17 protein-coding genes and 2 pseudogenes are annotated in these 23,929 nt (G+C 38.8%); 9 read left to right on the forward strand and 10 right to left on the reverse strand.

What is annotated here, in order from left to right; translation table 11 throughout:
• Positions 1–36 precede the first annotated feature (36 nt).
• Entirely contained in the window at positions 37–3,312 is a 3,276-nt protein-coding gene (gene ccsA / locus ACN0TV_RS02675; RefSeq protein ID WP_417359840.1) for a cytochrome c biogenesis protein CcsA, read from the forward strand.
• 165 nt (positions 3,313–3,477) lie between these two features.
• Here the strand turns inward: ccsA and ACN0TV_RS02680 are convergent, their stop codons facing one another.
• The 3 genes from ACN0TV_RS02680 to ACN0TV_RS02690 form a co-directional block, all read right to left on the reverse strand.
• Positions 3,478–4,128: a hypothetical protein gene (locus ACN0TV_RS02680; protein WP_417359842.1), complete on the reverse strand. Its 651-nt coding sequence runs from the start codon at positions 4,126–4,128 to the stop codon at positions 3,478–3,480.
• A gap of 266 nt (positions 4,129–4,394) precedes the next feature.
• Entirely contained in the window at positions 4,395–4,697 is a 303-nt protein-coding gene (locus ACN0TV_RS02685; protein WP_008991712.1) for a type II toxin-antitoxin system RelE/ParE family toxin, read from the reverse strand.
• On the reverse strand, positions 4,682–4,963 hold the full coding sequence (locus ACN0TV_RS02690) for a hypothetical protein (protein WP_417359844.1): 282 nt from the start codon (positions 4,961–4,963) through the stop codon (positions 4,682–4,684). The genes ACN0TV_RS02685 and ACN0TV_RS02690 overlap by 16 nt, the downstream gene beginning before the upstream one ends.
• 91 nt (positions 4,964–5,054) lie before the next feature.
• On the opposite strand from ACN0TV_RS02690, the pseudogene ACN0TV_RS02695 reads away from it, so the two are divergent.
• From ACN0TV_RS02695 to ACN0TV_RS02725, 7 genes and pseudogenes are all read left to right on the forward strand, one after another.
• Positions 5,055–5,273, forward strand: a pseudogene (locus ACN0TV_RS02695) (IS66 family transposase); the annotation flags it as partial.
• Between the two features lie 83 nt (positions 5,274–5,356).
• A pseudogene (locus ACN0TV_RS02700) lies at positions 5,357–5,645 on the forward strand (type II toxin-antitoxin system PemK/MazF family toxin).
• Positions 5,646–5,833: 188 nt separating this feature from the next.
• Positions 5,834–6,142, forward strand: a complete 309-nt coding sequence (locus ACN0TV_RS02705) for a hypothetical protein (protein WP_417359846.1) — start codon at positions 5,834–5,836, stop codon at positions 6,140–6,142.
• A gap of 375 nt (positions 6,143–6,517) precedes the next feature.
• Positions 6,518–8,893 (forward strand): TonB-dependent receptor, encoded by a 2,376-nt coding sequence (locus ACN0TV_RS02710; RefSeq protein WP_417359848.1) that lies wholly within the window; start codon positions 6,518–6,520, stop codon positions 8,891–8,893.
• A 130-nt stretch (positions 8,894–9,023) separates the two neighbouring features.
• On the forward strand, positions 9,024–9,797 hold the full coding sequence (locus ACN0TV_RS02715; RefSeq protein ID WP_417359849.1) for a DUF4625 domain-containing protein: 774 nt from the start codon (positions 9,024–9,026) through the stop codon (positions 9,795–9,797).
• Positions 9,798–9,819: 22 nt separating this feature from the next.
• Positions 9,820–10,302, forward strand: a complete 483-nt coding sequence (locus ACN0TV_RS02720) for a DUF4625 domain-containing protein (protein ID WP_417359851.1) — start codon at positions 9,820–9,822, stop codon at positions 10,300–10,302.
• A gap of 35 nt (positions 10,303–10,337) precedes the next feature.
• Positions 10,338–11,300, forward strand: a complete 963-nt coding sequence (locus ACN0TV_RS02725) for a DUF4625 domain-containing protein (RefSeq protein WP_417359853.1) — start codon at positions 10,338–10,340, stop codon at positions 11,298–11,300.
• A gap of 169 nt (positions 11,301–11,469) precedes the next feature.
• On the opposite strand, the gene ACN0TV_RS02730 is transcribed toward ACN0TV_RS02725, so the two are convergent.
• A complete protein-coding gene (locus ACN0TV_RS02730) occupies positions 11,470–13,524 on the reverse strand; it encodes a tetratricopeptide repeat protein (RefSeq protein ID WP_417359855.1) in 2,055 nt (684 codons plus the stop codon).
• A 134-nt stretch (positions 13,525–13,658) separates the two neighbouring features.
• A complete protein-coding gene (locus ACN0TV_RS02735) occupies positions 13,659–15,614 on the reverse strand; it encodes a DUF349 domain-containing protein (protein WP_417359857.1) in 1,956 nt (651 codons plus the stop codon).
• A gap of 528 nt (positions 15,615–16,142) precedes the next feature.
• Between ACN0TV_RS02735 and katG the strand changes: the two genes are divergently transcribed.
• Positions 16,143–18,344: a catalase/peroxidase HPI gene (katG, locus tag ACN0TV_RS02740; RefSeq protein ID WP_417359948.1), complete on the forward strand. Its 2,202-nt coding sequence runs from the start codon at positions 16,143–16,145 to the stop codon at positions 18,342–18,344.
• Between the two features lie 115 nt (positions 18,345–18,459).
• Here katG and ACN0TV_RS02745 read toward each other — a convergent pair whose 3' ends face one another.
• From ACN0TV_RS02745 to ACN0TV_RS02765, 5 genes are all read right to left on the reverse strand, one after another.
• Complete coding sequence (locus ACN0TV_RS02745) at positions 18,460–19,203, reverse strand: shikimate dehydrogenase family protein (protein ID WP_417359859.1); 744 nt, start codon at positions 19,201–19,203, stop codon at positions 18,460–18,462.
• Complete coding sequence (locus tag ACN0TV_RS02750; RefSeq protein WP_417359861.1) at positions 19,196–20,218, reverse strand: DUF368 domain-containing protein; 1,023 nt, start codon at positions 20,216–20,218, stop codon at positions 19,196–19,198. Before ACN0TV_RS02750 ends, ACN0TV_RS02745 begins: the two co-directional genes overlap by 8 nt.
• Before the next feature lie 75 nt (positions 20,219–20,293).
• The gene (locus ACN0TV_RS02755; protein WP_417359862.1) at positions 20,294–21,211 is read right to left on the reverse strand and encodes a DUF368 domain-containing protein; all 918 of its coding nucleotides are present in this window, start codon (positions 21,209–21,211) and stop codon (positions 20,294–20,296) included.
• 33 nt (positions 21,212–21,244) lie between these two features.
• Positions 21,245–22,645 carry a tetratricopeptide repeat protein gene (locus ACN0TV_RS02760; RefSeq protein ID WP_417359864.1) on the reverse strand — a complete coding sequence of 467 codons (1,401 nt, stop codon included), beginning with the start codon at positions 22,643–22,645 and terminating at the stop codon, positions 21,245–21,247.
• A gap of 87 nt (positions 22,646–22,732) precedes the next feature.
• Complete coding sequence (locus ACN0TV_RS02765) at positions 22,733–23,926, reverse strand: aspartate aminotransferase family protein (protein ID WP_417359866.1); 1,194 nt, start codon at positions 23,924–23,926, stop codon at positions 22,733–22,735.
• Positions 23,927–23,929: the final 3 nt, after the last annotated feature.

The raw sequence follows: 23,929 nt of genomic DNA on the forward strand, positions 1-23,929 counted from the left end.
CTTATATAACCCATTTAACATTAGAAAACTTTTTCAATGATTTGGCGCAAAATACAGTATCTAAGAAAAATGTTGGTCTCAACTCGTACGATGACCCTTCTATTAATAGTATTTGCCATTTCCATGGCTGTTGCCACTTTTGTGGAAAGTAGTTTTGATACCGCTACTGCAAAGACATTAATTTACAATGCCAAATGGTTTGAGCTATTAATGTTTTGGTTGATTGTGATCTTTCTGGTAAACATCAAAACCTACAGACTGACAAGGAAGGAAAAATGGCCAATTCTGATCTTTCACCTTGCATTTGTCTTTATATTTATTGGGGGTGCTATCACTAGGTATACCAGCTTTGAAGGACAAATGCCAATAAAAGAAGGGCAAACCACCAATGAAATCATAAGTGATCTGACGTATTTTAAGCTGTCTATTACAAATGGTGAGGATACTCGCAATTATAATATGCATCCATATACCATGTCTCATTTCAATTCAAAAGACAGCAAGTGGCCACTCAATAGAACCTTTACTCAAAACTATATATTTTACGATAAGGTGGTAAGTCTAAAATCGTTGGACTACATACCCTTAGCCAAAGATTCTATTCAGCCTTCAGATTCGGGAAAAAATATACTCACCATCGTTTCCAGTAGCGATGGGATTCGATTAGATAACACCATCGCTGAAACAGAAGTATTAGACATAGGTGGAACCTTATTCAGTTACAATAAAGCTGTCGTTGGTTCGGTACAATTTATTGATCAAGGCGAAGAGCTGATGTTGGTACTCCCAGATGATGGTCACTTTCTATCAATGCAAGGACAACAAAAAGGTGTGCTCTCAGATTCTGGGATTACAAGCCAAAATTATGGCGTCATAAAGGCAAATGACACAGTAGCCCTAAGTCATCGTACATTGTATAGCATTAAAAATAGCAGTTTTGTGATCCCTGAAAAGCCTGGTAAAGGGAGAAAGGTATATTATAGCGGGGACAAAACAAGCGCCCAAGATAAAAATCTGCTGGATGCGATCTGGTTGGAAATCAAATCGGGTAATGAAAGGGATACCATGCTGGTCAAAGGAGGGAAAGGAGTTACGGGACTTGATAAAACGATCCAAATTAATGGGATGAACATCTCCTTGGGTTTTGGCTCCAAAGTGTTGTATACAGATTTTTATTTGCGCTGTGATGACTTCCTATTGCAGCGTTATCCCGGTTCAACCAATCCATCATCTTACCAAAGCAAAATAACCGTCATTGATGGTGCTAAGGAGGATCAATATCATATTTACATGAATAATGTTATGGATTATAAAGGCTACCGTTTTTTTCAGGCGAGTTATTTTCCAGATGAGAGTGGAACTATTCTATCTGTGAATGCGGACAAATGGGGAACCATGGTAACCTACCTTGGGTATTTCATGGTATTCCTTGGCATGTTTATGACATTGTTTTGGAATGGAACCCATTTTTGGAAACTCAATAGTACGTTAAAAAAATTACACACTAAGGGATTTCTCTTCGTTTCTATTTTGACGTTTATGGGAATACATAATGGTTTTTCTCAAGGTATTCTAGAGGTCGATCATGATACAACGAACATAGTTTTACAAAAGCCTCAATCTACATCTCAATTCATAAAAGCAGATGAACTTGGATCAGATCGAACCATTAACGCAGCCCACGCCAAAAAATTTGGCCGCTTATTGGTACAGGATTATCAAGGAAGGATAAAGCCGATGAACACTCAAACACTGGAGCTTCTTCGAAAGCTCTACAAAAAAGATGTGTATCAAAATGAAAGTTTTTCTATTTCTTCAGATCAGTGGTTTATCGCCATGCAGATAGATCCGGGGTATTGGGCAAATGAACCTATGATAAAGGTGAGTAGTAAGGGAGGAGATAAGTTTTTGAAAGAGACCAGTGCTAATAGCAGTAGTTATACTTCTTATAGTAAACTGGTGGATTTAAATACGGGTAATTATGTATTAGGAGAACAGTACAAAAGTTCTTTTAGTAAGCGCAAAGCCGATCTGTCCAATTACGACAAGGCAGTTATTGAGTTGACTGAACGCTTTAATATCTTTAATACAATTGCGTTCGGATATTACACCAAGGTAATTCCTATACAAAACGATCCTTCACATACCTGGAGAAGTTGGATTTACAGTTCCCAAAATAAGGCTGTAGAGATCGACACGGTTGCCTATAAGCTTTTGACCACATATTTTGATGCCACAAAGCAAGCTCTAAAAACCGGAAATTGGGATAAGGCAGATAAAGAGATTACTGTTATAAGTGATTTTCAATACCAATGGGGTAAAGAAGTAATTCCCGATAAGACTAAGGTAACCCTAGAAATTCTATACAATCAATGGAATGTTTTTCTTTGGTTAATGATCGCGTACAGTTTCTTAGGGATAGCTATGGTTGTCCTTGGTTTTGCGGAGGTGTTTTCTTCAGGCTCCAGGTTAAACCATATGATTCGGATACTGACCAAACTATTATTAAGGGTAATGATTCTGGCTGTGGTGGTTCAGGCGATTGCCTTGGGTGTACGTTGGTATCTTTCCGGTCATGCGCCTTGGAGTAATGGATACGAGGCCATTATATTTATTTCAGGGATAGGGGTTTTCTCAGGGCTATTGCTATACAGAAATAGAAATGCTTTTATTCCGGCAGCAGGTGCATTGGTAGCCATGATCATGATGGGGTTTGCACACGGAGGATCAATGCTCGATCCTCAGATTACTCCTTTGGAACCTGTACTGAAATCCTATTGGCTGATGATACATGTGGGTATCATTACATCCAGTTATGGGTTCTTTGGATTGTCGGCCGTGCTGAGTGTAATTACCCTATTACTGTTCAGTTCTAAACGCTCTCAAAAAATACAGCGTTCTATCAAAGAATTAACCACTGTGAATGAAATGGCTTTAACCGTTGGTATTTTTGCCCTTGGTATTGGGACTTTCCTCGGTGGAATGTGGGCCAATGAAAGTTGGGGAAGGTATTGGAGTTGGGATCCAAAAGAAACATGGGCGTTTATTTCGGTAATCATTTATGCCGTAGTACTGCATTTACGGCTGGTGCCTAAACTAAGAGGAAAGCTAATTTTCAATATGGCAAGCTTATGGGCCATATGGTCCATAATATTCACCTATTTTGGGGTTAATTACTACCTGGTCGGATTACACTCTTATGCGGCAGGGGATCCAATCCCGGTTCCGGTTTGGATTTATGTTACCGTAGCTTCGATGCTAATCTTATCACTGGTGGCCTATTTTAGAACTAGGATGATGGATTATTATTAGAATATCGGATTCGACTGGAATAATAGGATAATGAATAGGTTAATTCAAGAGTTTACAGGGATGCTTAAGCCTATTTAATTGTGGATTGGGTTATAGTAGAATAAAAAGAGTATTGTGCAGTATGCGCGGTTTATCTGAGTCAATTATTGAGCGGGATACCTTGTTTTATGAATTGTAGCCCGTTTGTATGTGATTATGGTTTACACCAATTTCTATGAGATGCATTTTTACATCTTCTTCGAAGGCTATTGGTCCACAGACATAAAACTTCTGTTCTTTGTTCTTGACAAATTCTTCGAGAAAGTCTTTGTTGATTTTACCAAAATGAAAATTTTTTGATTTTTTTCTACTTAGGATAAGGGCTAATTTAGAATGAAATATTTGTTTCAATTCTGTGTAAAACAAGACGTCTTCCTTGGTTTTATTGGCATAAATTAATTTGTGCTCATTGGTGATATCAACCCCTTTTTCTTGTATAGCTATAAATATTGGTAAGAATGGTGTAATACCTGTTCCTGCGGCTATGAAAGTTCCACTTCCATTGTATTTGTACGAATCCCAAGCTTTGGTCAGTTGAACGGTATCATTAGGCAGTAAATCGGCAATACCTTTGGTCAAACTATTTTTGTTTGGGTAGACCTTGATAATAAATTCTAGGTAGTCGTTGTTAGGGACACTAGCGATTGTAAAGGGAGCCATAGCCAATTCGTATCCTTCTTTGTCTATACTTAAATCTACAGCTTGTCCTATCTCAAATTCAAATCCCCAGGGTTTGGTAATTTGTAAACATATCACATCATGATTAATAATGTCCACTTTTATGACTTTCGACTTGTGCGGAAATATAAGGCCCATAATTTCAATGATTAGTTGTTCTAGTATTTTGGATGCATTTTCACCCAATAGGTTACAACTTATCTACTATTTGATTAGGTTACAGGTTTATTTAGCTTGTGTACTACAACTAGGTAATCGCAAATGCGTTTACCTGCGTTCTATATATTTAATATAATTCTTCCAATTCAGGTGATGAGAGTGTCATTTAATCTTCTGTCTGGTTCCTCGGGAGGAGGCTGGGACTTTTAATATTCCAAAGGTTCTTTTCTTGCATAGCGTACACGGATAATGTAAACAGCTTCTTCTTCAACCAAATAAGATATTCGGTATGTGTGCTTTTCATATGCCCTGATATTGCCTATGTTGTTTTCCTTGAGCGTGTCCAGTTTATAAATCTCTGGATCGGTCGCCAATATCGAGGCCGATTCGTAAATTTCGGAGATAATTCTTGTAGTGGTTTCAAGTGATTCGGATTTTTCCAGTAAATCCAAAAATGCTTCGTTGAGTTCTGCATCTGCCTGATGCGTCCAGATTATTGCTTTCCCCATTGCTTAATGCGCTCTCCCATTTGTTGGTGCGAATAGGTCTGCCCACTTTCTATCTGTGCAATGGATGCTTCTATTTCCTGATTGTACTGTTCGATACTAATACGCTCCGATGATACTTTTTTATTGTATTTAAGCATATTCTTTATGGCTTCGATAAACGTAGGATCTTTTACTTTATCAAGCTCACTGTGTATCCATTTTAAATCCGCATGTATATCCATAATATTTTCTTTTTTCTTACTGTAAATATACAATTTATGTGCCATAGTTTAACTTATTGGGCAGTATTGATTGACTGTAGTCCATAAAACTTCTCCGTCGCTGATGCCCTTTTATGTCTTGCAAGAACCTGGAGCAATAGCTCTCGGCCGGAAAAACTACTTGTTTGCTGGACCCCATGATGCAGCCCAAAGATCAGCGATAATGTATTCGTTCTTCGCTAGATGTAAAAAACATGATGTCAATCCAGCTGAGTGGTTAAAATACACTTTAGAAAATATCATGACCATCAACCATAAAAATATCCGAAATCTCTATCCACAGAATTACAAAAAGATGATGGAGACTAACCAATAAGAATTATTTTTTTATCCCACAATACGTGGTTGGCGGGGTGGATACCTTATGAACGACTTTTTTGAGAACGAAAATCTCGAGGAATGGACTTAAAACAATACGCAATCGTCCTTGTTAATCTTGACAAAAGGCTCGGAAGCGAAATAAAGAAAACCAGACCTTGTGTCATTATTTCGCCAAATGAAATGAACAAATTCCTGAATACGATTATCCTTGCCCCAATGACGACGAACCTAAAAAAATATCCTTCAAGAGTTTCTGTTGAACATGACGGAAAAAAGGGAATGATTGCAATTGACCAAATTCGGACAGTTGACAAAATCGGAAATCAACAAATGCAAATCTGTAGTACAGGAAACATTTGTGGACTAAGAAAGTCTTAAAGCGAATAATCACAATGATATATTAATGGCATGTGGGCAAACATTGTTTTTACACTATAATACGTTTCATTTTATGAATTATAATCTTGGGGTGAAGATTAGACCCTTTTCATTTCCATTTTTCTTTGGTTTTATTTAACATGGAGTTTTTAGTTTTTTTTAGTAGGTTTGTGCTCGATGAAAAACGGTTACTTTAAAAATAGTATAACGTATCTGTTCCTTGCTCTTTTCCTTTCGATGAAAATGGCAAGCTTCCATGTGATTACTCATGCGGATGATAAAGAGCATGCTTTACATTGTACTATTTGTGATCATATCATCACTAATAATTCTACTCCGGTAGTTACAGTAGATGATATTGAATTCGATTTTCAAATAATCGAATTTACTTCGCCGAGACAAGTAGCGAATCACTACAGTTTTGAGATCTCAAGTGAAATTGCTTCAGATCAACTCTTCTCCAGGCCTCCGCCTGCTTTACTATAAGTATCCCTATACATTTTCTAAAGATTGTCGTATCAAATTTATTTTCAATTGAATTATCTATGATTTCGGATTTCTCCGGTTTTTAAGAAATCAATTTGATCAGTAATTGATCTGATTTTAGACTTTTATTTTACAGTTCAGCTCCTTTTAATAATCGATTGTAGTCGGTAGCTATAGACTTATTTTAAGTGCTCAGGGTCTGAATGCATTCTTAGTAGCATCCAGTACTGCCATTCGTATTTAAGTATATTGATTTAGCCTTGGGTGTTGAGGTTGTGATTAGAGGTTTACTATTGAATTTCCTCTTTAGAAGTATAGGGTTTGTCGAGTCTCTAATTTATTAGAGCCAATTGTCAAATCTTATAGTTAAGCATTATGTTTTATAAATTATGGAGTGCAGGCATAGCTATTTGCTTGTGCGCTAATGTCTTTGCGCAGGATTCTTTTCAAATAAAGGGTACTGTTCTGGACGCAAATACCCTGGAGCCGATAATAGGGGCCTCCATTGTTGGGGATCAGGTATATTCGATAAGTTCAGTTGAGGGTGAGTTTCAGGTTAACAGCTTGAGTTCGGGGTCTCATACTTTTGTAATTTCTCATCTCGGTTATATTACTGGTACTGTTACTCTTACCGCTAGCTTAGATGTGCCTGTAGAAGTGTTTTTAGTGCCCTCTACTACCTCTTTAGAGGGTGTGGAAGTATACGGTGAGGGCTCAGGTGCCCGAGAAGAGGCTTCTCCGCTAGTGACTCATATTGTTTCTAAATCTTATCTGGAGAACAATAGGGAGAACAGCTTGATGCAAACCTTGGAAAAAATCCCTGGCGTGAGTACAATCAGCATTGGGTCCGGACAGTCTAAACCTGTGATTAGGGGATTAGGCTTCAACCGGGTAGTTGTGGTTCAAAACGGAATTAAGCATCAGGCACAACAATGGGGAAGCGACCATGGTTTGGAGATTGATCAATATGGTCTGGAGAACATACAAATTATCAAAGGCCCGGCATCATTACTCTATGGCTCTGATGCTATAGCAGGGGTTGTGGATATTCAAGCTCCAAGGGTACCGGCACTAAATGCACTGTCCGGAGAGGTGAATATTCTGGGAGAATCCAACAATGATTTGTTGGGAGTTTCTGCGGGTGTTCAGGCTAGAGCCGATAAATGGTTTTACCGAGGACGTCTGACCTATAGAGATTATGGTGACTACAAAGTTCCCACTGATCAAATCAACTATGAGAATTACATCTTTGATTTACATGAGAACCATTTGAGAAATACCGCCGGGAACGAGGCTAACGCTAGTTTTAGTGTGGGGTATGTTTCGGATAAGATAAAGACTGAGACTTTTATCTCCAATGTGAATGCGGAAAATGGCTTTTTTGCCAATGCGCATGGTTTGGAAGTACGAACCTCCAAGATAGATTACGATGCTTCGAATCGGGATATCGATCTTCCTTCTCATAAAGTGAATCACTTTAAAATGACCAATACCACCACTTTATATAGTGGAAATCACAAACTGAGCCTTGATGTGGGTTTCCAAAATAATCATCGTGAAGAAAATTCAGAACCTGCCCCGCACGGATTCATGCCAATGCCTTCAAACAATAAGGAAAGAATTTTTGATAAAAACACCTACGCTTTTAATTTCAAGGATCGTATTGTCATCGGAGATCAGCATAAACTAAGTGCCGGGATCGATATGGAATATCAGCATAACAACATTGGTGGATGGGGATTTTTAATTCCGGGTTTTCAAAATTTTAATGTAGGCGGTTTTGTCTTTGATGATTTTGAAATCAATCCAAATTTTCATCTCTTGGCAGGGGTGCGCTATGATTATGGTAGTATTCATACCGATGCTTATTACGACTGGTATCCTTCTCTGGTTACAAATGATCAGGGATCACAGAGTGAGGTGTTTGTACAACGTGCCCAGGATAAGACCCTTGATTTTAGTAATATCAGCGCTTCACTTGGGCTGAGTTATACCAATAGAAACACAAGCTATAAGATAAACATTGGTAAGAGCTTTAGGATGCCACTAGCCAGTGAATTAGCATCCGATGGGGTGAACTATCATATGTATCGGTATGAAAAAGGAAATTTAAATCTGGATGCTGAGGAGTCGTATCAATTGGATGTGGAATTAGCACATCATACGGATCGATTTAAGTTGGCAATAAGTCCTTTCGTAAATCTATTCTCCAATTATATTTACCTGAATCCAACATCCAAGTACTATCAGACTTTGCAAATTTATGAGTATTCTCAAAGCGAGGTCTTCAGAGTTGGAGGAGAAATCAGTGCGAGTACAGCTGTTTTTCAAAAGCTCCAATTGGAAGCTTCTGCTGAATATGTGTATTCCAGACAGACTAGCGGGGCAAAGAAAGATTTTGGACTGCCGTTTGCCCCTCCTTTGACTGGGTTTTTTACCGCCTCTTATGCTTTTGATGACCTATTGATTTTTAAGACTCCGACTCTTGGAGCGGAGTATAGAATAACCGCTGCTCAGGATGAAATTGTTCCTCCGGAAGAGAAAACTGATGGTTGGCAGGTAATGAATCTTTCCCTGTTAACGGAACTAAAGCTCTTTAATCGGACTCCGCCACTTAAAGTTCGATTCAAGCTCAACAATATATGGGATACCAAGTATTATAACCATACGAGTTTCTATCGCTTGATCGAGGTGCCGGAGCCAGGCAGAAACGTATCTCTTTCGTTGACCTTACCCTTTGGGGGAAACTGATTAACTGGAGTTCCAAGTGTCGTAATTGGGGAATTTCCTTTTCACATGATCCTACAATAGAATTTTATAACCACAAGTACATATTTAAACAACGTCAAACATGAAAACAATCATTTTTAAATCAAATCTTATGAAAGTAAATTTTAAATTTTTAGCTCTTGTCGGGGCTTTGGGACTATTGCTGCAATCCTGTAGTAATGATGATGATGCCGGTGAATTATTAATTCCCGTGATCTCAAATTTTAAGTTTGGTGAAGGTGCCTCACATACCACGGATCAAGTTGCTTATAAGGGTTCGGATATCCATCTAGAGGCGGATATTAGTGCCTCGGTGGCAGTTCAAGGTATTTCATTGGCGATTCACGCTCACGACTTGGAGTTGGAAGAAGGACAGGTTCATTGGGAATTTAACCAAGAATTCTCCGGTGTGGATTATCAGGTGATGAATCCTACCTTTCATGAGCATATAGATGTTCCTGTTAATATACCTGCAGGGGAATACCATATTGAATTAACTGTAACCGATAGCAATGGTGAGACTGCAACTGTAGAAGGTCATCTTCAAATTTTGGATCCTATTGCCTTAAGTGCTATTTCAGTTGATACTTCTGTGGTAAGAGGTAGTGATTTTCATGCAGAATTTTTAGTGAATGCAATTCACGGAATTCACGCGATTAGCGTGGATATCCATGCTCATGGAATTACACCTGGTGAAGGAGAGATTAATTGGGAGTTTGCAAAGGTGTTTGAACAGGGTTATCATGAATTAACAGAAGCGGAATTTCATGAGCATATCGATGTTCCTGCTAATGTAGCCGTCGGTGAATATCATATGGTTTTTAGCGTAGAGGATGAGCAAGGGAACATCCAAGCTTATGATACGCATCTGGAGGTAACCGAATAATCAATATTTAAATTTAATGTATATGAAATTATTTAAATTTCTAGCTATCATTTTATCTGGCGGTATTTTTATGACAGCTTGTTCCAGTGATGATGATAGCTCGGGAAAAGATCAGGAAAAACCGGAGATTAATATTGCTTATGAGCAAGGGTTTCCAAAACCCTGTATCGAACTTGTCAAAGGTCAGACCTATACTTTTAGAGCGATGGTCACGGACAATGATGCCCTGGCTGCTTATAGCCTGGACATCCATCATAATTTTGATCACCATACCCATGATGATCAGGATGGTGATTGCGCGTTGGAGGAGTTAAAACAGCCTGAAAATCCATGGATATTTATGGAGAATTACGCTATAGAAGATGGAGGGACTAATTATGAGATCACCATTGAGTTGACTGTTCCCCAGGATGTTGATACTGGAGATTACCACTGTTCATATTCGGTAACGGATCAAACCGGTTGGCAATCCAGAACTGCAGTGGATATTAAAATTATAGAATAACTAGCATCATAAATTAAAATATAAAATAACGACTCATGGAAATACGTACTATTATAAAAACTGCTCATAGCAGCTTGTGGCTCGTTGCTATACTGCTGATGGGGCTTGTAATATCTTCTTGTACCAATGATGATACTGATGTGGAGGTTGTACTGCCTGCACCGATCATTGAAAATATTGAAATCGGTTCCGGGAATAATGGCATTGGCATTATTGGACGGGACTTTCATTTTGATATGGATGTCGTCGCAGGAGAACTCCTGGGGGATATTCAGGTGAAGATTGAAGGAAAAAGTGATCAGACTTATGATCATAAGTGGTCTTTTGAAATCACCTGGGATGAATATCAAGGAATAAAAAGCACCAATGTTCACAAACATTTTAATATTCCGGCGGATGCACCGGTTGGACATTACGATTTTATAGTTATTGTAAATGATCGTAATGGAACTGTTTTGGAAGATATAAGGGAAGTGGAGTTAGTGGATGCTGCAGATTTGCCTGTGGAGCCGCTTTTATATCTTTGGACAATCCAAACCAATGAGGGTGATTCTCATTACGTCAATGAATTACTGGAAAACCCTGAAGGTGTTGAACTTTCAAAAGATGAGATTCTGACTTCTCAAATCTTTATTAAAAATGTCAAGGATGATGGAAAGCTCTATTTACTGTTGATAAAAAAACAGGCGAATCATTTTCCTGAAACTATAGGTGATATTGATTTTTCTAAAGCCATTGTTTATGATGTTTTTGAACATGAAAACAAGGAGGAGGTTTATGAATTTTCCAATGTCATTTTCGATGGAGAAGGTGGTCAGTCGAGATCCGCTCCTGAATTGACCATAGGAGCTGCTGTGGATAATAATACGCCTTCTGGAAATCCAATCAGTGGTGAAAAAAGCTGGGAATCCGGCACTTATTATTTAGGAGTGGTTTATACTAATAAAACTCACAACTTAAGTATGCATCACTTTATGGAATTTGAATTAGTTTATTAATGGTTGCTATTAAAGGTAGTTCCTGAGCTTAGGTTCCGGGCTACCTTTAATTCTTAATCAGAATTTATTGTATAATACCGAAAATGTAGGTTTTTGAGTCTGATCTTTGTGTTGTGAATTTGTGGATTTGGTGAGAATTGTAAAATAGTTATGCTTTTTAATGACTTCGTTAATCCTCTGGATCTTTGGGAAGCGTAAAGTAGAAGGTACTTCCTTTTCCAAGTTCAGATTTAATCCAAAGTTTCCCTTTGTTCTTAATAATCATTTCCTTACATAGATTTAGACCCAGTCCTGTACCTTTTTCATTCTGGGTACCATAGGTGGTATTGAAGCTGGTTTTGTCTGAAGTTAGTCCATTGATAAAGTCTGGATCCATACCCACACCATTATCGCTGATTTCTATTTGAAAAAGATTGGATTTTTCTATGGCGTGAATGTAAATCTTGCCGTTGTTTTCTGTGAATTTAATGGCGTTATTAATGATGTTTCTAAAGACAAGGTTGATTTGTTCCTTATCTACAAAGACCATGGATTTTGGTGCTATTCTTTGTTGTATAATAATCTGTTTCTTTTGCGCTTGGTCACTGAGAAGCTGAATGTTTTGTTGGGCAAGCATTCCAAGATCACAACGTTCCGGTATGGACTTAGCGCCTTTCATTTGCGCCTGCCCCCAAATTAATAGATTATTAAGAGTAAAAGAAATACTCTTGACTTGTTCGCTTAGTTGTGGAGCGAATTGCATAAAATCCTTGGCGTTAATTTGATTGTCTTTTAGTAGGTCAATCAAACCGTTTAAAGAAGCAATAGGCGCTCTTAGATCATGGGCGATAATTGAAAAGAACTTGTTTTTGGTTTCGTTGAGTTCTTGTAACTCACGCTCCCTCTTTTTTAAATCAAAGTTTTTGTTGGCCAGTAAATTGTTGAGCTTGCGCTCTAGTTTTCGACTTCTTTGGGTGAAAAACAGTATGGTCAAGAGTACAATACCTCCAAAGGAGAATATATAGATCCACAGGCGTTGTCTGTTGAGTTTCTTTTCGTTTTTTAGAATCAGGTGGTTTTCTTTGGCTATAAAGCCTAATTGGGCTTCGTTAGCAGCAATACTTTTGGAGTTTTCCAGGTTAAAGATGCTATCGTTGTAGCGTTTGAATTCCTCGTGATATCTGAGCGCCAGTTCATGTTCTCCCAATTTTTTATGGAGTAGATAGAGGGTTTGTGAACATTCTTTAAGATCTTCGAATGAGTTGAGCTGCTTTGCATTATTCAGCGCTTGATGTGCGTAATGTCTGGCTAGATCGTATTCATTAATCCCCAGATAGGTTCGTGCTATTCCGTTTAGAAGTGATGTTTTTTCTCTTTTGTCTTCAATGGTTTCATAGAGGTTTAGGGAACGCATAAAGAACCTTAGGGCCTCTTCATAATCTTTGGTCTCTACGTAGATTTGTCCTTTGACTTTTAGGGCATAGGCAAGCCAATCATGATAACCTTTTTGTTCGAATATCGGAATGCTTGCATTTATGTTTTTTAAGCCTTTTTCAAATTCTTTGGTCTTTAATTGAAAACTAGCCATGTTACTCATGGTTTCTGCCTGAGCAAGCTTGTTGTTGGTCTGAATGTTAATCTCCTGAGCTTTATCTAAAAATTCTAAAGCTTTTTTGTACTCTCTTTGAAGCCCATAGGTAATCCCCAGGTTTTCGTATATCAAACTCAAATAAGAAATCTCTTGAGGAGTTTTGTCTTCCTTATTCTTGGCTAGGTAAATTCCTCTAAGACTGTATTCCACTGAGTTTTGAATGTCACCACTATACTCGTAAAAGGTAGCAATATTGCTATAACAGATCAGCAAGTAATAGAGGCTTTGGATTTCCTCTGCTTTTTCAAGTGCCTTCTTGGCAATAAAAATAGCATTAGAATGTCGCCCGAGTTCACTTTCGTAAAAGGCGAGATTTATCAAAGCTTCTATTTCTCCTCTGCTGTAATTAATAGATTTGGACAGGGCTAGGCTTTCATTGGCATAGAAGTATATGCTATCCTTGTTGAAGTAATAATTAGAAAGGCTGTATTGGTTGATTAAATTAATGTACGCAGTATCCTTACTTTTTTCCAAAGGCAAATTGGAATAAGATTCTATAACCTTTTGAAGGCTATCCAGTTGTTTGTGTTGGGCATAGGCAAAGCCCGTACAAATCAAACAGATCAGCCAAATAGATAGGAGTTTCTGTGTCATTTAGGGAGGTGAAAGGAGCTCAGTTATACGGCATTATTATTCCTGTTTGTTAAAAGGGTATAATGACTCTTTCGCTGTGTTTTTTTAATATTAGTATTGTTAGCTATTTGTTAAACCTTATTTGGCACTGTGAACTACTCTAGTTCTATGTTTTTTAATTTTTTGAGTTTGGCTTTCCAAAGTTCAAGATCTTCATGATGCTTGTCGATGTTTTTGCGAACGTCCATTACAATAGGGTTGTCGTCATCAGCATTAATGAATTGAAGGTTGTTCTCTAATTGACGGATTTCTGATTTTACCTCATCGATTTTTCTTCGAATAAAGATCCTCTCATTTTGAATGAGATTTTCGTTGTCTGAACTGGCTAATTGATCGACTTTATTCCCGTATTTGATGAGCTCTGATTTTTGTTTTCCAAGGTCAAGTTTTTTGAATAGCGCATCTAGAACCTTGTTGAACTTACCTTCAATACTTTTTTTGTTTTGGGGAACGCTTCCCATGGATTTCCACTGAGAGATAAAGCTTTTGATTTGTTCTAAGTCTTTTTCTTTGTCTCCAGAAAGTTGGTAGGTCTTTAGGCTTTCCATGAAATCCTTCTTCTTATCATAAGCCTCAAGCTCGTCTTTGAGGTATTCATTCTTACGCTCGTGAAGACGATTGAAATAATGGTTACAAGCAGATTTAAATTCATTCCAAATCTTGTCAGAATACTTTCTGGGCACGTGACCGATTTTTTTCCAATCCGCCTGTATTTTTTTCATCAGTGGTGTGGTCTGATCGAAATCATCACTATCCTTATTCGCTTCTGCGATTTTAACCAGCTCCATTTTCTTATCTAAATTGGTGTGCTGTGCTTTTTTGAGATTTTTATAGAAGCTATTTTTGTTGCGATTGAATCGTCGTACGGCATCCTTAAAGGCAGACCAGGTTTTTTCGTTGTCTTTATAGGGGACACGTCCGGCGTTGAAGAACTCTTCACGAAGGGCTTCAATTTCTTTGATGAGCTTTTGCCATCCACTGTGGTTGTTTGCAGGTTTTTCTGTGATCACCAAGATCTTTTGAATAATCTCGAGTTTAGCGACCAAATTAACTTCGTGAATCTCATCTTGATTTTTGAAGTAATCCTGTCTTTTTTGATGAATGGTTTTGGTCGCAGCACTGAACCGTTCCCATATTTCCTCTCTATGTTCCCTGTCTACGGGGCCTAGGTCTTCCTTCCAAACTTTGTGAAGTATTTGAAGTTCTCTAAAGGCCTTGTTAGAATCCGGGATCTCAGCCAAGGCTTCGGCTTGTTCGATTATTTTAAGCTTCTCTTCGAGATTCTTTTTAAAGTCAAGGTCTCTAAGTTCCCTGTTAAGGTCCAAAAAGTCATAAAAGCGCTCTACGTGGTGATGGTAGGTACGCCATACGTCGTTGTACTGTACCCTTGGGATAGGACCGGCATTTCTCCAACGTTCTTGAAGATTTTTAAAGTGCTTGTATGTGTCATTGATGTTCTCCTCTACATTGATGAGACCTTTTAGTTTTTCTATGATCTCCAGACGAATCTCTAAATTGCTCTGTAAGCGCTCTTCCAGGCTTTTATAATAGTGGTTACGCTTTTCTCTGTAGATACCATAGATTTCGTTGAAATTCTTTTTGGTAGAGGAGGTGTAGCTGAAATCAATTTCATTGCCGCCATCTGCTACAAAATCATCTCGCTTTTGTTCATATAAATCCTGATACTTTAAATCGAACTCCGATTTGATCTGTTCAACATGTGTTTTTATAGCTTGAACCCGTTGCTTGCTCACCAAATTACCTAGCTCTTCAACAAGTTTCTCCATATTCATCGCATGATAGTCCAAAAGTGGGATATTATGGCGATCCTTATTTCCCTCATCCTCGGCATCTTCTGCGTTGGATTGGTCAATTTCATTATGAGCATCCTCGTCCTCAGCATTTTGCTTTGGTTCTTCTACGACATCTTCTTGTTCCTTAGGAGTTTGATCCTGCCGGGTTTCTTGTGGCTCTGATGTTGTTTCTACTGTGGTTTCTTGCTTTTTCTCTCCATCTGCATCTTGCAGGTTATCATTTTTTTCGTCTAACATTATCTAAATGTTTATGGTTCATCAATGCTTTGATGTTGAAAGATACTAACAAGTCTGAAATTAGCCAAGTGTTTTAGCAGGAAGTGTGAAATATTTAATAACAAAGTATAAAGTTGTTGGATGGTTCTCTCACAGTGATTTGCGTCTGAAATCGAATTGGTTTTTAAAGGTCAAGATTACGCTTAATTGATGCGATTGTTAAAGGGGGTGAGACCGCTATTTTTTGGATGAAATTCTGAAGATTCTTCTGTTTTTTATAGGTTTTACCAATTGATGTCAAGTCTCGTTTAGAACCCGAAGTCTTAACAATTCGTTATTATGAATTGTATACATAATTGTGTATTTTTCAGGAGTATTTTTACAACAAATCTTTAAAGAATCAAGATTTGTTAAGATTTGTGTCATTGTGGTAATTTATCGTAGGATAAATTATATAGATAACAATTAGAGCGAATCGATCGATATGAATCCTATCTTTCGAATGGTAAAATTTAATGTTTAACTAAAAAACAGCATATAATGGAGAGCATGAATGGCAAGGATAAGTCTAATGGCGCATGTCCTTTTTTAAGTGGTAATTCGAATCAATCCGGTGGTGGAACCCAAAACGATCACTGGTGGCCCAATAAGCTTCGTCTCAACATACTTCGTCAAAATTCATCGTTATCCAATCCCATGGGTCAGGATTTTGACTATAGAAAGGAGTTTGAAAGCTTGGACTTTGAGGCCTTAAAGCAAGATTTAAGAAACTTGATGACCGATTCTCAAGATTGGTGGCCTGCTGATTTTGGTCACTATGGTGGGTTGTTTGTTCGTATGGCATGGCATGCTGCGGGAACCTATAGAGTTGGTGACGGTAGAGGAGGAGCAGGAACAGCTCAACAGCGTTTTGCTCCTTTGAATAGCTGGCCGGATAATGTGCTTTTGGACAGGGCTAGACGTCTTCTTTGGCCAGTGAAACAAAAATACGGCAGAAAGATTTCTTGGGGAGATTTGATGGTGTTGTGCGGAAACGTAGCTATGGAAACTATGGGCTTCAAAACTTTTGGTTATGCAGCCGGGCGAGAAGATGTATGGGAGCCTGCAGAAGATGTATATTGGGGTTCTGAAACAACCTGGTTGTCTGATGAACGTTATACAGGTAAGAGAGATTTGGAAGATCCATTAGCCGCAGTGGTTATGGGATTAATATATGTTGATCCGGAAGGTCCGGATGGAAACTGGGATCCTTTGGCGGCAGCAGTTGATATCCGAGAGACTTTTGGTCGAATGGCAATGGATGATTATGAGACTGTAGCACTAATTGCCGGGGGGCATACCTTTGGTAAAACGCATGGTGCAGCATCACCGAAAGATTATGTAGGTCCAGAGCCGGAGGCTGCTCCTATAGAGCAACAAGGATTAGGATGGAAGAATAGTTATGGTACAGGAGTTGGTTCACATGCCATTGGTGGTGGTCCTGAGGTAACTTGGACACAGACCCCTACTGAGTGGGATAACGCCTTTTTCAGAAACTTATTTGAATATGAGTGGGATCCACATATTAGCCCTGCCGGAGCTAGACAATGGATAGCGAGGGATGCCGAGGAAAATACACCTGATGCGCATGATCCTACTAAAAAACACAGGCCGACAATGTTGACCACGGACCTTTCTTTACGAATGGATCCGGCTTATGGTAAAATATCAAGACACTTTTATGAGAATCCCGATGAATTTGCTGATGCTTATGCTCGTGCATGGTTTAAGCTGACACACCGTGATATGGGGCCAATTACCCGCTATTTAGGGCCTGAAATCCCTAAAGAAGAATTGGTGTGGCAAGATCCAATTCCGGCAGTGGATCATATTCTTGTGGAGGCTGCCGATGTTTGGGCATTAAAACAAAAGATCGCTGAATCCGGCTTGTCGATTCCTGAATTGGTTTCAACCGCTTGGGCTTCCGCTTCTTCATTCCGCGGTTCAGACAAACGTGGTGGTGCCAATGGTGCTCATATTCGTTTGGCTCCTATGAAAGATTGGGAAGTGAATAACCCTACTCAGTTGCGTAAGGTATTGAATGAATTGGAAAATATTCAGAATGACTTTAATGCTTCACAAGCCGGAAACAAAAAAGTTTCATTGGCGGATTTGATCGTTATAGCAGGTAGTGTAGGGGTAGAGATTGCAGCCAAAAGGGCCGGTCATGATGTCACTGTGGAGTTCACTCCGGGACGTATGGATGCTTCTCAAGAGCAAACTGATATCCTTGGATTCGAATACCTGCGACCAGCAGCAGACGGCTTTAGGAACTATAGAAAAACCAAGTTTAAAGTTTCTACCGAAGAATTACTGGTTGACAAAGCGCAGTTGTTGAACTTGACGGCTCCGGAGTTAACAGTACTTGTAGGTGGAATGCGCGCATTGAATACCAACTATGATGGTTCTAAACACGGACAGTTTACCAATCGTCCTGAAACCTTAACCAATGATTTCTTCTTGAATCTATTGGATATGAGAACGGTTTGGGAACCGATATCTGAAGATGAAGAACTTTTCGAGGGGCGTGATCGAACTACAGGTGATGTTAAATATACAGCTACCAGAGCAGATTTAATCTTTGGATCAAATTCAGAACTTCGTGCACTTGCAGAGGTATACGGTAGTGCTGATGCTGAAGAGAAGTTTGTCAATGATTTTGTAAAGGCATGGACCAAAGTAATGAATCTAGATCGGTTTGATTTGCTATAAGCAATGATTCGATAACATTATAATAAATAGATCCGGGGAGTTAAAAGACCTCGGATTTTTTTTGTTTAGTATTCGTATTGACCATTAGCGTTGGAATCAGTGTTGGTAGTCTCGTTTATTTAGCCCCGTCATTCCATATTTCCCATGCTGCTTCAGCTTGTAACTTGAGCATTTGATGACCGTTGACGGCAGTAGCACCATTGGCTTGTGCTTGTTTCATAAAGCTGGTCGTTTTTGGATTGTAGATCAGGTCAAACACCAAATGTTCTTTGGTGATGTATTGATAAGGAATGTCTGGTTTGTTCTCTATATTAGGGAAGGTTCCTAATGGTGTACAGTTAATGATAAGGGTGTGCTGCTCCATGATGTCTTTATTCAATTGATCGTAACTCCATTTATTTTCTGAAGCCGTTCTTGAAACAAATTGACAGTGTAGGCCTAAGGATTTCAAAGCAAATTCAACGGCTTTAGAAGCTCCTCCGGTTCCAAGTATAAGTGCCTTTTGGTGCTGTTTTTTTAAGTGGGGAGCAATGGAACGTTCAAATCCAATCACATCGGTGTTGTAGCCTTTAAGTCCGTTTTCCATAACTTTTACAACATTAATAGCTCCAATAGCCTCTGCTTTAGGATCCACTTCGCTCAGATAGGGGAATATGGCTTCCTTATATGGGATGGTAATATTAAAGCCTACCAGACCTTCTGTATCTTTGACAATGGTTGCGATGTCCTCGATTTGTTGGACATCAAAGTTTACATAGCTATGGTCCTTAAGTCCTAAGGTTTCAAATTTTTCAGTGAAATAACCCTTTGAAAAGGAATATGAGATGTTTCTTCCAAGGAGTCCAAATTTTCTACGCATTTTTTCTTGTTTTTTGTCCATACCATTCTAACCCTAGTACTATGGCAATACCAAAGATAATAAATCCCATAGCAGCCCAGGTTTCACTGCTGGCAAAGTTTGGAAAATAACGTTGGTAATTGGCAATTACTTCTTCTCCTGTGGAATCTAATAATACTTGACCATCAAGGCCGTATTTGTATATGTTTTGTTTCCAAGGCCAAACCACACCTAAGGAGCCTATGATAAATCCTAGAATAATGGCAGTCGTTCTGTTTTTAAAATTTTTTAAAACGTAGCTCAGAATATGAGATAAACTCACCAAACCTACTATTGAACCCAAGGAGAACACCGCAAGAATCGATAATAAACGCATGCGCTCAGGGCTTTGAATGGCTTCCAAGTTCCACTTAATAAGATCAGCAAAAGTGTCGTAGAGGGCGTTGACGGAATCAACCAATAGTAGGACGTAGTTTCCGATTAGGATCAGTATAAAGGATCCTGATAAGCCCGGTAATGTCATTCCCGATACGCTGATTACTCCGCAAAAGAAGACAAAAAGTAAGTTGTCATTTTCCTTGGCAGGATTGAGATAACTCACCGAGGCGCCCGCAGCGATCCCTATAATGCAAAAGAGAATCGTTCTTTTATTCCAATAATCAAAATCCTTGGCGATATAGTAAATGGAACCGAGAATCATTCCAAAAAAAGCAGCCCATACATACAGCTCCTTTTGTTGGATGAAATAATCCAATATCTTAGAAACACTAAAGTAACTCACAATCATACCTGCCAAAAGCAGGCTTAGAAAGCGTCCGTTTATATAGGTGAAAAAGCTTTTAAAACGGCCGTTAATCAGCAGTTTAAAAGCCTTTAGATTGACTTTTTGAAACGAATAGATGAACTCTTCATAAAAACCTGCCACAAAAGCAACCACACCACCTGATACTCCCGGTACCTTATTCGCGGCACCCATAGCCAATCCTTTTATAAAAAGAAAAAACTTATCCGATAGTGTCCTGGTGGGTTGTATCATTTTATTGGGTTTTGATTTTTCTGAATCGTAGTTATGTTGCTTTTAGTGCATAAGTTAATGAATTGGTCTTAGTTTCTAGTCGTTCTTTACAGTGGCTACTTTTTCTAATAAGAAGATGGTTAAAAACCCTATAATTGCAAGTCCTATTGCCCAAAGTATTTGTGGGTCACCCTGGTAATTAAATGGGCTTGTGCTTTTGTCAAGTATGATGGTTTTATCTCCAATTTTCTTTATCTCTGTAACGATTTTCCAAGGCCATATCTTGTTTAAGGAACCTAAAATAAAACCTGTCAATATCGCTAGAGTAAGATTCTCAAAGTGTGTGAATAGATACTTAAGTAATCGCGCAAAGCTCAAAATCCCTACGATAACACCTAACACAAATACACCGACGGTCTTAAGGTCAAACGCGCTTAATGCACCAAGAATAGTTCCATAAGATCCTAGAAGTAGTAATATAAAGGCTCCGGATATACCTGGTAGTATCATGGCACAAATCGCTAGGGCTCCGGATAGAAATATATAGGGGTAACTACCGTGTTGATCCATGGCGCCAAGGGTAGTGATGAAATAAGCAATTATGGCGGCTAAAATAAAGCCAACTACGGCTCTCACATCCCATTTTTTAATTTGTTTTCCGACAAAGAAGATGCTCGCAACAACGAGTCCAAAGAAAAAGGACCATACCATTATAGGGTATTCATCCAACAGCCAGTGCATTAATTTAGCGAGGGATAAAATACTGATGGCTATACCCAAAAGTAGGGCAGTCATAAAATTGCCATTCACGTGTTGCCAAGCTTTTTTAATCCCTTCTGTTCTTAAGATTTTAAGTGCTTGAAGATTGATATTGTTTATTGAAGTAATAAGTTCTTCGTAAATTCCTGAAATAAAAGCAATGGTTCCACCAGAAACACCTGGTACCACATCTGCTGCTCCCATCGCAATACCTTTAAGGCATATAACGAGGTAGTTAATGAATGTTCTCTGCATTATTATGTTCTTAGGCGAACAAAAATAGTAAATTTAAATCGAGGGGTTTTTAAAACTGCTAATAATATTTTTTACCGCATTTTGAGTGTAAATCGATGGAAAAAGTATTTCCAAGGTTTCTTTTTCTTCGAAATTGTGTTCAAGTGCTTTTTTGAGGTAAAAATCCCCATTCTCTTGCTCTTGTAACATATAGTACATTCCCGCCAGACGGTACTCAACATCAGCGTGTTCCGGATAGAACTCTAAAGCTTGCAAAAGGTAATCCACCGCCACATCACAGTCGTTATTCTCCAACATTAAATCAGTCCAAGATATAAAGGTCTGCAATTCGTAATTCCCAAGTTTTAGGGTTTTCTCATAGGCTAAGCTCGCCTCCATATACAGATTCATATGTTGGTTTATTGTGGCACATCGCTTCCAATAAAGTACGTTCTCGCTATCTATGTTGATCGCCTTGTTGATGTAGTGTAAGGCTTTCTCATAGTCTTTTTGTTTGTAATAAAAATCTGTGATAGCAATCCATCCTTTGTCTAAAAGTGGATCCTCATGTACCGTTTTATAGTAGAATTTTTTAGCAAGTTTTTTGTTGCCCAATTTTTCATGGCACTTACCAATTCTAAGGTATGCAAAGGAGGTAGGATCATCTAACTCTAAAGTGATCTCGTAGTTCTCTATGGCTTCATTATACCGTTTTAAACGCTCCAAGGTGCGTCCTTTTTCCAAATAAGCACCAACAAAGGTGTCATCTGAATAAATGGCAAAGTCAAAGCAAGACAATGCTTCCTTGTACATGTCTTTGATTACAAACTGTTTTCCTAGCTGATGCCAGGCTACTTCGCAGTAAGGGTTTCTGTTTAAATAATCGTTTAGGAACTCTATAGCACCGTCGAAGTCCTCTAAATAATCAAAACAATAAATGACATTATACAGGGCTGAATAATCTTCAAAATCTTCTGATAAACACTCAACAAATGCATTTTTGGCCGATAGGTAATCGTCCACAAAAAGGTACTCCATTCCGAGTAGGGAATAGATATCTGCATTGTCATCAGTCATAGAAAGGGCTTGTCTTAAGAGTTCAATAGCCGTTTTGTGATCGTCTTGTTTAGAGTGAATATTGGCTTTTTGAATGTATATCTCTTCATTATTAGGTTCTAGAAGTTGTATGTCTTCCAGTAGGCCTTCAGCTTGGTCAAAATGATTTTCAAATACGAGTATCTCTACCTTGAGGAGCTTTAGCTCCGATGAGGCTGGATGCTGTTGTAAACTTATTTGAAGTGCTTTTTTTGCCAGAGATACTTTTCCGATATCCAAATAATGATGGATAATCTCCTGAAAATCTTCCGAGTCAAAAAAATACACATCATTGGTCTTCAACATGGATTCGAATTTCTGTAATGGAAGGTTATGATCTTCGTGAGCACTAAATGGCATAGGCATGCATTTTTAGATTTCTACGTTAATAAAGTTAGGATTTGTAAAGGTACAATACGGCCCTTACCCTCCTTTGTTATTAACAATTTAGTTAACATTCTTATTTCTCCAATCCTCTAGGAGCTCGATAATTATAGCACATCCTTGCTTTATTTCTTCATCGGATATGGTCAGCGGTGGCGTTATGCGTATCGCTTTTCCTTCAAATAAAAGCCAAAATAGGATCAATCCTTTCTTGGCGGCTTCTAGGATTACATAGTTGGCAATATCTTCATTCTCCACAATAGGTGCCAACATTAAACCTCTTCCTCTAATCTCAGTAATCAAAGTGTGTACCAAAAGCTCCCTAAAAAGTTTTTCTTTCCTAAGGGTTTCATCTTGCAAATTGGAAGTTGTCAGCTCCTTAAGAGTTGCGAGTGCTGCAGCTGCTATCACTGCATTCCCGCCAAAGGTTGTGATATGTCCCATTTTAGGGTTTTGCATGAGTAATGCCATCCTGTCAGCAGAGGCTGTAAATGCGCCTACAGGCATTCCTCCGGCCATTCCCTTTCCTAATACCAGTATATCAGGTACCATGCCGTAATGCATAAAAGCAAATAGCTTTCCGGTACGTCCAAACCCCGGTTGTATTTCATCGAGGATCAGTAGAGCACCCACCTGCTCACAGCGTTGTTTTACCTTTTTGAGGTAATCGTTTGTGGGTACTATAAAACCTGCGCCACCTTGAATGGTCTCTAAAACCACTGCAGCTGTATCTTCGGTGATCTGTTGTAAGTCTTGCGGATTGTTGAACTCAATGTGTTTAATACCTGGCAGTAATGGTCTATAGGCCTGAGTGCGTTCTGGGAAGTCCATAAGGCTTAAAGAGCCTTGAGTGTTTCCGTGGTATGCACCTACTGCGGCTATGATTTCACTTCTTCCTGTGCTGCGTTTGGCCAGTTTCATAGCACCTTCCATAGCCTCTGTTCCGGAGTTTACCATATAGGTTGTCTGTAAGGAGTCTGGAAGTTGTTTCGCTAGCAACTTGGTAAATTCAACAGCGGGTGTTTGGATGTATTCTCCATACACCATCACGTGCATATAAGAAGCAGCTTGTTTTTGAACAGCCTCAACGATCTTTGGGTGACTATGCCCTAGAGTATTCGCTGAAACGCCTGCTACAAAATCTAAATGTGCTTTTTGATTACGGTCGTAAATATAGGATCCCTTGGCGTGGGAAACCTCCAAGGCCAGCGGACTTGGTCCTGTCTGAGCTTGGTACTTAAAAAAATCCTCCTTCATGAT

The sequence above is a fragment of the Galbibacter sp. genome (assembly GCF_048266365.1).
GTDB lineage: Bacteria > Bacteroidota > Bacteroidia > Flavobacteriales > Flavobacteriaceae > Galbibacter.